At 52.4% G+C, this 12159-nt stretch carries 15 protein-coding genes; 14 read left to right on the top strand and 1 reads right to left on the bottom strand.

The window, feature by feature from the left end:
* Positions 1 to 53: 53 nt before the first annotated feature.
* A complete protein-coding gene (gene pduF, locus OGX89_RS11525) occupies positions 54 to 863 on the bottom strand; it encodes a propanediol diffusion facilitator PduF (protein WP_003030258.1) in 810 nt (269 codons plus the stop codon).
* A gap of 525 nt (positions 864 to 1388) precedes the next feature.
* Between pduF and pduA the strand changes: the two genes are divergently transcribed.
* The 14 genes from pduA to pduP are packed head-to-tail and all read left to right on the top strand — an operon-like array spanning position 1389 to position 12152.
* Complete coding sequence (pduA, locus tag OGX89_RS11520) at positions 1389 to 1670, top strand: propanediol utilization microcompartment protein PduA (protein WP_003030255.1); 282 nt, start codon at positions 1389 to 1391, stop codon at positions 1668 to 1670.
* On the top strand, positions 1670 to 2482 hold the full coding sequence (gene pduB, locus OGX89_RS11515; RefSeq protein WP_125112524.1) for a propanediol utilization microcompartment protein PduB: 813 nt from the start codon (positions 1670 to 1672) through the stop codon (positions 2480 to 2482). The genes pduA and pduB overlap by 1 nt, the downstream gene beginning before the upstream one ends.
* A gap of 18 nt (positions 2483 to 2500) precedes the next feature.
* Positions 2501 to 4165 carry a propanediol dehydratase large subunit PduC gene (pduC, locus tag OGX89_RS11510; protein WP_003030249.1) on the top strand — a complete coding sequence of 555 codons (1665 nt, stop codon included), beginning with the start codon at positions 2501 to 2503 and terminating at the stop codon, positions 4163 to 4165.
* A gap of 10 nt (positions 4166 to 4175) precedes the next feature.
* Positions 4176 to 4850 carry a propanediol dehydratase medium subunit PduD gene (gene pduD, locus OGX89_RS11505; protein WP_003834131.1) on the top strand — a complete coding sequence of 225 codons (675 nt, stop codon included), beginning with the start codon at positions 4176 to 4178 and terminating at the stop codon, positions 4848 to 4850.
* A gap of 14 nt (positions 4851 to 4864) precedes the next feature.
* Positions 4865 to 5383 (top strand): propanediol dehydratase small subunit PduE, encoded by a 519-nt coding sequence (gene pduE / locus OGX89_RS11500; protein ID WP_003834133.1) that lies wholly within the window; start codon positions 4865 to 4867, stop codon positions 5381 to 5383.
* A gap of 15 nt (positions 5384 to 5398) precedes the next feature.
* On the top strand, positions 5399 to 7231 hold the full coding sequence (locus tag OGX89_RS11495; protein WP_003839013.1) for a diol dehydratase reactivase subunit alpha: 1833 nt from the start codon (positions 5399 to 5401) through the stop codon (positions 7229 to 7231).
* Positions 7221 to 7571 (top strand): glycerol dehydratase reactivase beta/small subunit family protein, encoded by a 351-nt coding sequence (locus OGX89_RS11490; protein ID WP_111465407.1) that lies wholly within the window; start codon positions 7221 to 7223, stop codon positions 7569 to 7571. Before OGX89_RS11495 ends, OGX89_RS11490 begins: the two co-directional genes overlap by 11 nt.
* Before the next feature lie 19 nt (positions 7572 to 7590).
* Entirely contained in the window at positions 7591 to 7866 is a 276-nt protein-coding gene (pduJ, locus tag OGX89_RS11485) for a propanediol utilization microcompartment protein PduJ (RefSeq protein WP_001057752.1), read from the top strand.
* A gap of 24 nt (positions 7867 to 7890) precedes the next feature.
* Complete coding sequence (locus OGX89_RS11480) at positions 7891 to 8355, top strand: BMC domain-containing protein (protein ID WP_125112525.1); 465 nt, start codon at positions 7891 to 7893, stop codon at positions 8353 to 8355.
* A complete protein-coding gene (locus OGX89_RS11475) occupies positions 8355 to 8987 on the top strand; it encodes a phosphate propanoyltransferase (RefSeq protein ID WP_003834146.1) in 633 nt (210 codons plus the stop codon). The genes OGX89_RS11480 and OGX89_RS11475 overlap by 1 nt, the downstream gene beginning before the upstream one ends.
* Positions 8984 to 9475 (top strand): microcompartment protein PduM, encoded by a 492-nt coding sequence (gene pduM / locus OGX89_RS11470; protein ID WP_003834149.1) that lies wholly within the window; start codon positions 8984 to 8986, stop codon positions 9473 to 9475. Before OGX89_RS11475 ends, pduM begins: the two co-directional genes overlap by 4 nt.
* A 3-nt stretch (positions 9476 to 9478) precedes the next feature.
* A complete protein-coding gene (locus OGX89_RS11465; RefSeq protein ID WP_003030211.1) occupies positions 9479 to 9754 on the top strand; it encodes a EutN/CcmL family microcompartment protein in 276 nt (91 codons plus the stop codon).
* Between the two features lie 8 nt (positions 9755 to 9762).
* Positions 9763 to 10770 (top strand): two-domain cob(I)yrinic acid a,c-diamide adenosyltransferase PduO, encoded by a 1008-nt coding sequence (pduO, locus tag OGX89_RS11460; protein ID WP_125112527.1) that lies wholly within the window; start codon positions 9763 to 9765, stop codon positions 10768 to 10770.
* Positions 10767 to 12152, top strand: coding sequence for a CoA-acylating propionaldehyde dehydrogenase PduP (gene pduP, locus OGX89_RS11455; protein ID WP_125112528.1), 1386 nt, complete (start codon positions 10767 to 10769; stop codon positions 12150 to 12152). Before pduO ends, pduP begins: the two co-directional genes overlap by 4 nt.
* The last annotated feature ends 7 nt before the right edge of the window (positions 12153 to 12159 follow it).

The raw sequence follows: 12159 nt of genomic DNA, 5'->3' as shown, positions 1-12159 counted from the left end.
ACCGGATCACGAAAACAGTTTTTACCTTTCAATAATAAACATCTTTCGTGAAGCTAGCTCTCGTTTTCCTCCAACTTACACGAATTACACGGTAAATTTTTGCCAATAAAATAACGATAAATTGCTGCGCCCGCACAGGCGCCGATGATGGGAGCCACAATCGGCACAATAAAATATGGGATATCACGCCCACCTGTCATCGCAACATCACCCCACCCGGCCATCCAGGCAAACAATTTAGGACCAAAATCACGTGCCGGGTTCATCGCAAAGCCGGTAAGTGGACCGGTTGATGCGCCGATAACAGCAACCAGAATACCAATCAGCAGTGGTGCTAACGGGCCTTTGGGAACACCGTTACCGTCGTCCGTTAGCGCCATAATCATCCCCATCAGAATGGAGGTAATCACCACTTCGACCAGTGCGGCCTGCCAGACACTCAGTGCGGCGGCAGGATACGTACTAAAAATGCTGGCAAGTTGCAGGCTTTCCAGACTGCCGCGTACCATTTGGTGGGCTGATTCATACTCAATAAATAAGCTGCCGTACAACAAATAGGCCAGCATAGCGCCACCAAAGGCACCCGCTATCTGAGCGACAGAATAAGGCAGTACTTTACGCCCCGGAAAACAGGCAAACAACCAAAGTGCGATGGTAATCGCGGGGTTGAGATGGGCCCCAGAAATCCCGGCTGTCAGGTAAACTGCAAGCGAGATCCCCAAGCCCCATATGATGCAGATCTCCCACAATCCCAAACTGGCACCCGCGACCTTCAGGGCGCTCAGGCACCCAATACCAAAAAACAAAAATAGTCCGGTACCCAAAAACTCAGCAATACATTGCGCTCTTAGTGAATCGTTCATTGTGACACCTTCTAAGCAGAGTTCGTGTCTTTACCAGCGGACTCCTTGCTGGCAGGAAGATTACTTCAAGGCTTACTATAAAAATCTGTATCGGCAAATTGTTGGCAATCTGCAAGCGACATGCCCTTAAAAATCGTGTTGTGATAGCAAATTCTTGCCATCACCTTTAATAAAGCAGGCGGTAAAACGAGGATTTACCCTATTAAAAGTACATTTTCAAAATAATAAAATATTGCGAACAGCAGAATTCCATTTTCAAACGATCATCACAATTTCATTTTTCTCGCATAGCAAATGATATTTAAACTGTCACTCGGAAAAGTGTAAATATGGAATTAACATAACCAAATAGTCACATTGTTAAAACCAAAAACAACCAATAAAAACAAATTGTTATAATTGTGCGTAGCAATTTTATCTCACCATAACCCCACTATTTTTTCACTCTTACTTTCAACTCAGCCATTCTTTTTCCTCGCTTCTTTTTATAGTCATGAAAATCGGGACAACCCAGGCGAGGTCTTTATGCAACAAGAAGCGTTAGGAATGGTAGAAACCAAAGGCTTAACTGCAGCCATAGAGGCCGCAGATGCAATGGTGAAGTCAGCCAATGTAATGCTGGTCGGCTACGAAAAAATTGGTTCGGGGCTGGTAACAGTCATTGTTCGTGGCGATGTCGGCGCAGTCAAAGCAGCAACAGATGCAGGTGCCGCCGCAGCCCGTAATGTGGGAGAAGTGAAAGCCGTACACGTCATCCCACGCCCGCATACCGATGTAGAAAAAATCTTACCGAAGGGAATTAGCTAATGAGCAGCAATGAGCTGGTTGAACAGATCATGGCGCAGGTGATTGCTCGCGTGGCAACGCCGGAACAGCAGGCTATCCCTGAAAATAATCCTCCAACACGAGAAACGGCTATGGCAGAGAAAAGCTGCAGTTTAACGGAGTTTGTCGGTACCGCGATTGGCGACACCGTCGGTCTGGTAATCGCCAACGTAGACAGCGCCCTACTGGACGCAATGAAACTTGAAAAACGGTATCGCTCCATTGGCATCCTTGGCGCCCGTACTGGCGCAGGCCCGCACATCATGGCCGCCGATGAAGCGGTAAAAGCCACCAATACTGAAGTCGTCAGTATTGAGTTACCACGTGATACCAAAGGCGGCGCAGGTCATGGCTCGCTGATTATTCTTGTCGGCAACGATGTTTCCGACGTGAAACGCGGCATTGAAGTCGCACTGAAAGAACTGGATCGCACCTTTGGCGATGTTTATGCCAATGAAGCGGGTCACATCGAAATGCAGTACACCGCACGCGCCAGCTACGCACTTGAAAAAGCCTTTGGCGCACCGATTGGCCGTGCCTGTGGCGTTATCGTCGGCGCGCCGGCATCCGTTGGTGTCCTGATGGCCGATACGGCCCTGAAATCAGCCAACGTGGAAGTTGTGGCCTACAGCTCCCCTGCCCATGGCACCAGCTTCAGTAACGAAGCCATTCTGGTTATTTCGGGTGACTCTGGCGCTGTTCGTCAGGCCGTTATCTCCGCCCGTGAAATCGGTAAAACCGTACTCGGGACCCTCGGCTCAGAGCCGAAAAACGATCGTCCGTCCTACATCTGATATCAGTGAGGCTGATTCATGAGATCGAAAAGATTTGAAGCACTGGCGAAGCGCCCTGTGAATCAGGATGGTTTCGTTAAGGAGTGGATCGAAGAAGGCTTCATTGCGATGGAAAGCCCGAACGACCCCAAACCGTCGATTAAAATCGTCAACGGTACAGTCACTGAACTGGACGGTAAATCCGCCAGTGAATTTGACTTAATCGACCATTTCATTGCCCGCTACGGCATTAACCTGGCGCGCGCTGAAGAAGTCATGGCGATGGATTCGGTCAAACTGGCCAATATGCTTTGCGACCCTAACGTGAAGCGCAAAGACATAGTGCCGCTGACCACCGCAATGACGCCGGCAAAAATTGTCGAAGTGGTGTCCCATATGAACGTCGTTGAGATGATGATGGCGATGCAGAAAATGCGTGCTCGTCGTACACCCTCTCAACAAGCGCACGTCACTAACGTCAAAGATAACCCGGTGCAGATTGCCGCTGATGCCGCTGAAGGCGCATGGCGCGGGTTTGACGAACAGGAAACAACCGTTGCCGTTGCACGTTATGCGCCATTTAACGCCATTGCGCTGTTAGTCGGCTCGCAGGTTGGACGCCCTGGCGTATTAACCCAGTGCTCGCTGGAAGAAGCTACCGAACTTAAACTCGGCATGCTAGGCCACACCTGCTACGCGGAAACCATCTCCGTCTATGGTACTGAACCCGTCTTTACCGACGGCGATGACACGCCATGGTCGAAAGGCTTCCTCGCCTCGTCCTATGCATCCCGTGGTCTGAAAATGCGCTTTACCTCCGGTTCTGGCTCAGAAGTTCAGATGGGTTACGCCGAAGGCAAATCAATGCTTTATTTGGAAGCCCGCTGCATTTACATCACCAAAGCTGCGGGCGTACAGGGCCTGCAAAACGGTTCAGTAAGCTGCATCGGTGTCCCTTCCGCCGTGCCGTCAGGCATTCGTGCAGTTTTGGCTGAAAACCTGATTTGTTCCTCTCTGGATCTGGAATGCGCCTCCAGCAACGACCAAACCTTTACCCACTCGGATATGCGTCGTACTGCGCGTCTGCTGATGCAGTTCCTGCCGGGTACTGACTTCATTTCTTCTGGTTATTCCGCGGTGCCGAACTACGACAACATGTTTGCAGGTTCGAACGAGGATGCTGAAGATTTTGACGACTACAACGTTCTTCAGCGCGACCTGAAAGTAGACGGTGGTCTGCGTCCGGTTCGTGAAGAAGATGTTATCGCCATTCGTAACAAAGCGGCACGTGCGCTGCAGGCCGTCTTTGCCGGGATGGGATTACCACCAATCACTGATGAAGAAGTGGAAGCTGCGACCTACGCCCACGGTTCGAAAGATATGCCGGAACGTAACATCGTTGAAGACATCAAGTTTGCACAAGAGATCATCAATAAGAACCGTAACGGTCTGGAAGTGGTGAAAGCCCTTGCTCAGGGCGGATTTACCGATGTCGCTCAGGACATGCTCAACATCCAGAAAGCCAAGTTAACCGGGGATTACCTGCATACCTCCGCCATTATCGTTGGCGACGGACAGGTGCTATCCGCTGTCAATGATGTTAACGACTATGCCGGTCCGGCAACAGGTTATCGCCTGCAGGGCGAACGCTGGGAAGAGATCAAAAACATCCCTGGCGCACTTGATCCCAACGAGCTTGGCTAAGGGGTGAAAAATGGAAATTAATGAAAAACTGCTGCGCCAGATAATTGAAGATGTGTTGTCTGAAATGCAGACCAGCGACAAACCCGTCTCTTTCCGCGCATCTACAGCGGCAAGCGCACCTCAGGCTGCGGCGACACAGGGAGACAGCTTTCTGACCGAGATTGGTGAAGCCAAACAAGGCCAGCAACAGGACGAAGTGATTATTGCCGTAGGGCCGGCGTTCGGGCTCTCGCAAACCGTCAATATCGTAGGTATCCCGCATAAGAATATCTTGCGCGAAGTGATTGCCGGTATTGAAGAAGAAGGCATTAAAGCGCGCGTTATCCGCTGCTTTAAATCCTCCGATGTGGCGTTTGTCGCCGTTGAGGGGAACCGTCTGAGCGGTTCCGGGATCTCTATCGGCATCCAGTCAAAAGGTACCACGGTTATCCACCAGCAGGGGTTACCGCCGCTTTCAAACCTGGAGCTGTTCCCTCAGGCACCGCTTCTGACGCTGGAAACCTATCGTCAGATCGGTAAAAACGCCGCGCGTTATGCCAAGCGTGAATCTCCGCAACCGGTCCCTACTTTGAATGACCAGATGGCTCGTCCTAAGTACCAGGCGAAATCAGCCATTCTGCACATTAAAGAGACCAAATACGTTGTGACAGGCAAAAACCCGCAGGAACTGCGCGTGGCGCTTTGATAAAGGATACCTCCATGAATACCGACGCAATTGAATCGATGGTTCGGGATGTGTTGAGCCGGATGAACAGCCTGCAAGGCGAGTCCGCGACTCCGCCCGCGGTGAGTTCATCAGCACATACCGCGAAAGTCACGGATTACCCTCTCGCGAATAAACATCCTGAGTGGGTAAAAACTGCGACCAACAAAACGCTGGACGACTTCACGCTTGAAAATGTTCTGAGCAACAAAGTGACCGCGCAGGACATGCGCATCACCCCTGAAACACTGCGCCTGCAGGCGGAAATCGCCAAAGATGCCGGACGTGACAGGCTGGCGATGAACTTCGAGCGCGCAGCCGAGCTAACCGCTGTTCCTGACGATCGCATTCTTGAGATCTACAACGCGCTGCGCCCGTATCGCTCAACAAAAGATGAGCTGATGGCTATCGCCGACGATCTCGAAAATCGTTATCAGGCAAAAATCTGTGCAGCTTTCGTTCGTGAAGCGGCAGCGCTGTACGTTGAGCGTAAAAAACTCAAAGGCGACGACTAACTCAGGGACAGGATCATGCGATATATAGCTGGCATTGACATAGGCAACTCATCAACGGAAGTCGCTCTGGCTACTCTGGATGAGTCTGGCGTGCTGAGCATCACCGGCAGCGCGCTGGCAGAAACCACCGGAATTAAGGGCACATTACGTAATGTGTTTGGCATTCAGGAGGCTCTTACGCTGGCGGCAAAAAATGCCGGTATCAATGTCAGCGATATTTCGCTCATCCGTATTAACGAAGCCACCCCGGTCATTGGCGACGTGGCGATGGAAACAATAACCGAAACCATCATCACTGAATCCACCATGATCGGCCATAACCCTAAAACACCGGGCGGTGTCGGGTTAGGCGTGGGCGTCACTATTACGCCGGAAGACCTTCTCAGTCGCCCGGCGGATACGCCCTATATTCTGGTGGTGTCATCGGCATTTGATTTCGCCGATGTCGCTACGATGATTAATGCCTCCGTCCGTGCTGGATACCAGTTGACTGGTGTTATTTTACAACAGGACGATGGCGTGTTGGTCAGCAATCGTCTGACTCACCCCCTGCCCATCGTCGATGAAGTCCTTCATATCGACCGTATCCCGTTGGGGATGCTGGCTGCCATTGAGGTCGCTGTACCAGGAAAGGTCATTGAAACCCTTTCTAACCCCTACGGCATTGCAACTGTCTTTGGCCTCAATGCCGATGAGACTAAAAACATTGTTCCGATGGCACGGGCGCTGATCGGCAACCGTTCAGCCGTGGTGGTGAAAACGCCGTCAGGTGATGTGAAAGCGCGAGCGATTCCTGCCGGAAATCTGGAGCTACAGTCTCAAGGTCGTACCGTACGGGTCGACGTTGCCGCGGGCGCCGAAGCGATTATGAAAGCGGTTGGTGAATGCCCAAAACTGGATAACGTTACCGGAGAAGCTGGCACCAATATTGGCGGCATGCTGGAGCATGTGCGCCAGACGATGGCTGAATTAACCAACAAACCCAGTCATGAAATTTTTATTCAGGATCTGCTGGCGGTCGATACCTCGGTTCCCGTCAGTGTGACGGGTGGACTTGCAGGTGAGTTCTCACTGGAACAGGCTGTCGGCATAGCCTCCATGGTGAAATCAGACCGCCTGCAAATGGCGATGATTGCACAAGAGATCACGCAAAAGCTCAACATTGACGTCCAGGTTGGCGGGGCCGAAGCCGAAGCTGCCATTCTGGGAGCCTTAACAACTCCGGGCACAACACGACCACTGGCTATTCTGGATCTCGGCGCGGGTTCAACCGACGCTTCTATCATCAATCCTAAGGGCGAAATTATTGCCACGCACCTGGCAGGAGCAGGCGATATGGTCACGATGATCATTGCCCGTGAACTGGGTCTGGATGACCGTTATCTCGCTGAAGAGATTAAAAAGTATCCGTTGGCGAAAGTTGAGAGCTTGTTCCACCTTCGCCACGAAGACGGCAGCGTTCAGTTCTTCCCTACGCCTCTCCCACCAACGGTTTTTGCGCGCGTGTGCGTAGTGAAACCCGATGAACTGGTGCCACTGCCTGGTGAACTGGCGCTGGAGAAAGTACGGGCCATTCGTCGAAGCGCCAAGGAGCGCGTTTTCGTTACTAACGCACTCAGAGCGCTACGTCAGGTCAGTCCGACCGGGAACATTCGGGATATTCCCTTTGTGGTGCTGGTTGGCGGCTCATCTCTGGATTTTGAAGTTCCACAGCTGGTCACCGATGCTCTGGCGCATTATCGACTGGTTGCCGGGCGCGGCAACATTCGTGGTACCGAAGGTCCGCGCAATGCGGTTGCGACAGGACTGATTCTCTCCTGGCATAAGGCATTCGCTCATGGAAAGTAATCTCACCACACCAGCCATCGTTATCTTCACCAGTGCTGACTGTGCTGACGTCTGGAATGACGTACTGCTGGGTATTGAAGAAGAAGGGATCCCCTTTGTGATTCAGGAGAGTGGCTCAGCTGACGTTATCCACAACGCATGGTTGGCCGCCTGCCAGTCTCCATTGCTGGTCGGTATTGGCTGTAGCCGCGAAAAACTGGTCGTGCACTACAAAAACTTACCCACGTCAGCACCACTTTTTACGCTGACGTATCAACAAAATAGCCACGATCGCCGCAGCATTGGTAACAACGCTGCGCGGCTGGTTAAAGGCATTCCGTTCCGGGAATGCCACTCATAACCCATAGGAGAAAAGCAGTATGAATAACGCACTGGGACTGGTTGAAACAAAAGGGCTTGTCGGCGCTATTGAAGCCGCTGATGCCATGGTGAAATCCGCAAACGTGCAGTTGGTTGGATACGAAAAAATCGGCTCTGGCCTTATCACCGTTATGGTTCGCGGTGATGTCGGCGCGGTGAAAGCAGCCGTAGATGCTGGAAGCGCAGCCGCAAGCGCCGTTGGTGAGGTGAAATCCTGCCACGTTATCCCGCGTCCGCACAGCGACGTTGAAGCCATTTTACCTAAATCCGCATAAGTCGTTGCAACCAAGGAGCACAGCGTGAAGCAATCACTGGGATTACTTGAAGTTAGTGGTCTGGCATTAGCCATCAGTTGCGCGGACGTCATGGCGAAAGCCGCCTCCATCACGCTGGTGGGCCTCGAAAAAACCAACGGCTCAGGCTGGACGGTGATCAAGATAATCGGGGATGTGGCCTCCGTCCAGGCGGCCATTTCCACCGGTGTCAGTTTCGCTGACCAGCGAGATGGACTGGTGGCTCACAAAGTCATTTCCAGACCCGGGGACGGGATCCTGTCGCATAGCGTTGCCCTGGAGCCTGAGCCAACGCCAGAACCCATACCAGCCGTACCGCATGAAGAGATATTTGTAGTCCATGATGTACCCGAAGCCCCGCAAGATGCAGAGTTGATTAGCTGCAATTTGTGTCTTGATCCTGCCTGCCCTCGCCAAAAAGGCGAGCCGCGCACGCTTTGTTTTCACTCTGGCAAACGAGGTGAAGCGTAATGGATAAACAGCAACTGGAGACCACTGTCGCTAAGGTTCTGGATGAAATGCGCGAGCGCCCGATTCCGCTGGGGATCTCTAATCGTCATATTCATCTGTGCGCTGAAGATTACGGTCGCTTGTTTCCCAATCACCCCATTAGTGAGAAAAAAGGGCTATTGCAGCCAGGACAATATGCAGCAGAGCAGACTGTCACGCTGGTGGGGCCAAAAGGTCAGTTAAAAAATGTGCGTTTACTCGGCCCGCTGCGCAGTACCAGCCAGGTCGAAATTTCTCGTACCGACGCCCGCACGTTGGGAATTGCTGCTCCGCTGCGGATGTCGGGCAATATTCAGGGCACACCCGGTGTTCGTCTCGTCAGCCCATTTGCTGAACTGGACTTAGCATCCGGGGTGATCGTCGCCCAACGGCATATCCATATGTCGCCGCTCGATGCTCTGATTCTGCGGGTTTCCCATGGTGATAGAGTCTCGGTCGCCATTAATGGCGATGAACGTCGACTGATTTTCGATAACGTCGCCGTACGCGTTTCGCCGGATATGCGCCTCGAAATGCATATCGATACAGACGAAGCCAATGCTGCAGGCGCTGATAATCCCCAGGCATTCGCCACACTGGTGACCTCACGATGAACAACGAACTGCTGCAACGCATTATCGAGGAGGTTGTTTCCCGATTAAAAAAACGCGCGGAAAGCACGCTCACTCTTAGCGTCGCGCAGTTACGGGAAATCGATTCACGGACAGTATGCTGCCAGTACTCGTCGCTCCATCTCCAGCAAGTGGATCTGCCATTACTGGAGCGAATTGCCGAAGGCTGCCCAGCCAACATGTCTGTGGGAAAGATTCACGACGCGTTGGCATGCGGAGTCCGCGTGAAAATTTCACTACAACACCGATTATTACCCGCAATCCCCGTGAAAAAACTCGCACGTCTACCGCTGGAGTTCAATGACGAACGGGGACGAATCATCTTTTTGCATCCTGAGAAGCTTCTCAGCTATGCCGACGTCGCCCAATTAAGGGATGGCGTACTGGTGTTGCGCCGTCGGTGTGTCGTGACGGCTCTGGCTCAGGAAGCAGTCAGTCTGCGAAATGTCCAACTAATTAAGCAGGAGTGAGCTATGCATCTGGCACGGGTTACAGGCGTTGTGGTTTCCACGCAAAAATCCCCATCACTGGTGGGAAAAAAACTGTTGCTGGTACGTCGGGTAAGTGCTGACGGAGAGCTTCCTGCGTCCCCTGTGAGTGGAGATGAAGTCGCTGTTGATTCTGTCGGCGCGGGAACTGGCGAACTGGTATTACTCAGCAGCGGCTCCAGCGCCAGACACGTTTTTTCTGGCCCTAATGAGGCCATCGATCTGGCTATCGTCGGCATTGTCGACACGCTTTCTCGTTAGGAGGAACTATGGCGATTTATACCCGTACTGGTGATGCCGGAACAACAGCCCTCTTTACCGGACAGCGCGTGAGCAAAACGCATCCACGCGTGGAAGCCTACGGTACGCTGGACGAACTGAATGCGGCGCTAAGTCTGTGCATTTGTGCAGCGAAAAACCCGCAGCACCGGCAGTTACTTGAAAATATCCAGCTGCAGCTTTTTTGGTTCAGCGCCGAACTGGCAAGCGAAAGCGAAGAACCAACGCCGGAGCAGCGCTACATCAGCTCGGAAGAAATTGCGGCACTGGAAGCTGCCATCGATACCGCAATGGGAAGAGTACCGCCGCTGCGCAGCTTTATTTTACCTGGCCGCAGCGAAGCCGCCAGCCGACTGCACTTTGCCCGTACGCTGGCACGCCGCGCAGAGAGACGACTGGTCGAGCTCTCCACCGAGATATCCGTCAGACACGTGCTGATGCGTTATATCAATCGCCTGTCCGACTGCTTATATGCGCTTGCACGAGCAGAAGATCATGACGCCCATCAAAACGACATCATTCAGAAAGTGGCTGAGCGCTATCTCGCTGCCGTTCAAGCACCAGCCATAAAGGAGCCGACTATGTCTCTGTCTTTTCAGGAGCTCCACCAACTCACTCGCGCTGCGGTGACGAGAGCAGAAGAACTTCAGGTTCCGATCGTCATTAGCATTGTTGATGCGAACGGGACCCAAATGGTGACCTGGCGCATGCCTGACGCATTACTCGTGAGTAGCGAACTGGCACCCAAAAAAGCCTGGACTGCCGTGGCGATGAAAACCGCCACACATGAGCTGGCATCGGCAGTTCAACCCGGTGCTGCGCTTTACGGTCTGGAAAGCCATATGCAGGGAAAAGTCGTCACCTTCGGTGGCGGGTACGCATTATGGCGTGAGGGTTTACTCCTCGGGGGTCTTGGCATCAGCGGAGGAAGCGTTGAACAGGATATGGACATTGCAGAAACGGCCATTGCGGCGATTAACGTGAGAACACATCAATGAATACTTCAGAACTTGAAACCCTTATTCGTAATATTTTGAGTGAGCAACTCGCCCCGGCAAAAGCAGAAGTTAAGGGTAACGGTATTTTTCCGTCCGTTGGCGAAGCGATCGATGCCGCGCATCAGGCTTTTCTGCGTTACCAGCAATGTCCATTGAAAACCCGCAGCGCCATCATAAACGCCCTGCGCGAAGAACTGACGCCTCATCTTGCTTCACTGGCCGCTGAGAGCGCTGCCGAAACGGGTATGGGCAACAAAGAGGATAAGTTCCTTAAAAATAAAGCCGCGCTGGACAACACTCCTGGTATCGAAGATCTGACCACCACGGCGCTAACCGGCGATGGCGGCATGGTGTTATTCGAGTATTCACCGTTTGGCGTGATTGGTTCTGTCGCCCCCAGTACTAACCCGACAGAGACCATTATTAACAACAGCATCAGCATGCTGGCGGCAGGGAATAGCGTTTATTTCAGTCCGCATCCGGGTGCTAAAAAGGTTTCACTCAAGCTGATTGCCATGATTGAAGATATTGCTTTCCGTTGCTGCGGAATTCGTAATCTTGTCGTCACGGTCACAGAACCCACTTTTGAGGCTACCCAGCAGATGATGGCGCACCCTAAAATCGCAGTTCTGGCGATTACCGGTGGCCCAGGCATTGTTGCTATGGGCATGAAAAGCGGGAAAAAAGTCATCGGCGCAGGCGCAGGAAATCCACCCTGCATTGTTGATGAAACGGCCGACCTGGTTAAGGCGGCGGAAGATATCATCAATGGCGCATCCTTTGATTACAACCTCCCCTGCATTGCTGAGAAGAGCCTGATTGTTGTTGATGCCGTTGCCGAACGACTGGTTCAACAGATGCAGTCTTTTGGTGCGATGCTTCTCAATAGCGAAGAGGTAGACAAACTGCGCGCTGTCTGTCTACCAGAAGGCATAGCCAATAAAAAACTGGTGGGTAAAAGCCCGGCAACCTTACTGGAAGCAGCAGAAATACCGGTTCCGGCAAAAGCACCTCGATTACTGATAGGCATCGTCAAGGCTGACGACCCGTGGGTTACCAGCGAGCAATTAATGCCAATGCTCCCCGTTGTAACAGTGAGCGATTTTGACAGTGCATTAACGTTGGCCCTGGAGGTTGAAGAGGGATTGCATCACACCGCCATTATGCATTCGCAAAATGTGTCACGTTTGAACCTTGCCGCGCGCACGCTTCAGACCTCCATCTTTGTGAAAAATGGCCCCTCTTACGCCGGGATTGGCGTTGGTGGTGAAGGCTTTACCACCTTCACTATTGCGACGCCAACCGGTGAAGGAACAACATCTGCGCGCACTTTCGCACGCTCTCGTCGTTGCGTGCTGACAAACGGTTTTTCTATTCGTTAATGGGGCC

It is taken from the genome of Citrobacter sp. Cpo103 (assembly GCF_030332605.1).
Lineage (GTDB): Bacteria > Pseudomonadota > Gammaproteobacteria > Enterobacterales > Enterobacteriaceae > Citrobacter > Citrobacter portucalensis.
This window is presented reverse-complemented; position numbering and strand designations above follow the sequence as displayed.

Coding starts and splice junctions, on each gene's coding strand:
- pduF (WP_003030258.1), bottom strand. CDS start 863: ATGAACGATTCACTAAGAGCGCAATGTATTGCTGAGTTTTTGGGTACC.
- pduA (WP_003030255.1), top strand. CDS start 1,389: ATGCAACAAGAAGCGTTAGGAATGGTAGAAACCAAAGGCTTAACTGCA.
- pduB (WP_125112524.1), top strand. CDS start 1,670: ATGAGCAGCAATGAGCTGGTTGAACAGATCATGGCGCAGGTGATTGCT.
- pduC (WP_003030249.1), top strand. CDS start 2,501: ATGAGATCGAAAAGATTTGAAGCACTGGCGAAGCGCCCTGTGAATCAG.
- pduD (WP_003834131.1), top strand. CDS start 4,176: ATGGAAATTAATGAAAAACTGCTGCGCCAGATAATTGAAGATGTGTTG.
- pduE (WP_003834133.1), top strand. CDS start 4,865: ATGAATACCGACGCAATTGAATCGATGGTTCGGGATGTGTTGAGCCGG.
- OGX89_RS11495 (WP_003839013.1), top strand. CDS start 5,399: ATGCGATATATAGCTGGCATTGACATAGGCAACTCATCAACGGAAGTC.
- OGX89_RS11490 (WP_111465407.1), top strand. CDS start 7,221: ATGGAAAGTAATCTCACCACACCAGCCATCGTTATCTTCACCAGTGCT.
- pduJ (WP_001057752.1), top strand. CDS start 7,591: ATGAATAACGCACTGGGACTGGTTGAAACAAAAGGGCTTGTCGGCGCT.
- OGX89_RS11475 (WP_003834146.1), top strand. CDS start 8,355: ATGGATAAACAGCAACTGGAGACCACTGTCGCTAAGGTTCTGGATGAA.
- pduM (WP_003834149.1), top strand. CDS start 8,984: ATGAACAACGAACTGCTGCAACGCATTATCGAGGAGGTTGTTTCCCGA.
- OGX89_RS11465 (WP_003030211.1), top strand. CDS start 9,479: ATGCATCTGGCACGGGTTACAGGCGTTGTGGTTTCCACGCAAAAATCC.
- pduO (WP_125112527.1), top strand. CDS start 9,763: ATGGCGATTTATACCCGTACTGGTGATGCCGGAACAACAGCCCTCTTT.
- pduP (WP_125112528.1), top strand. CDS start 10,767: ATGAATACTTCAGAACTTGAAACCCTTATTCGTAATATTTTGAGTGAG.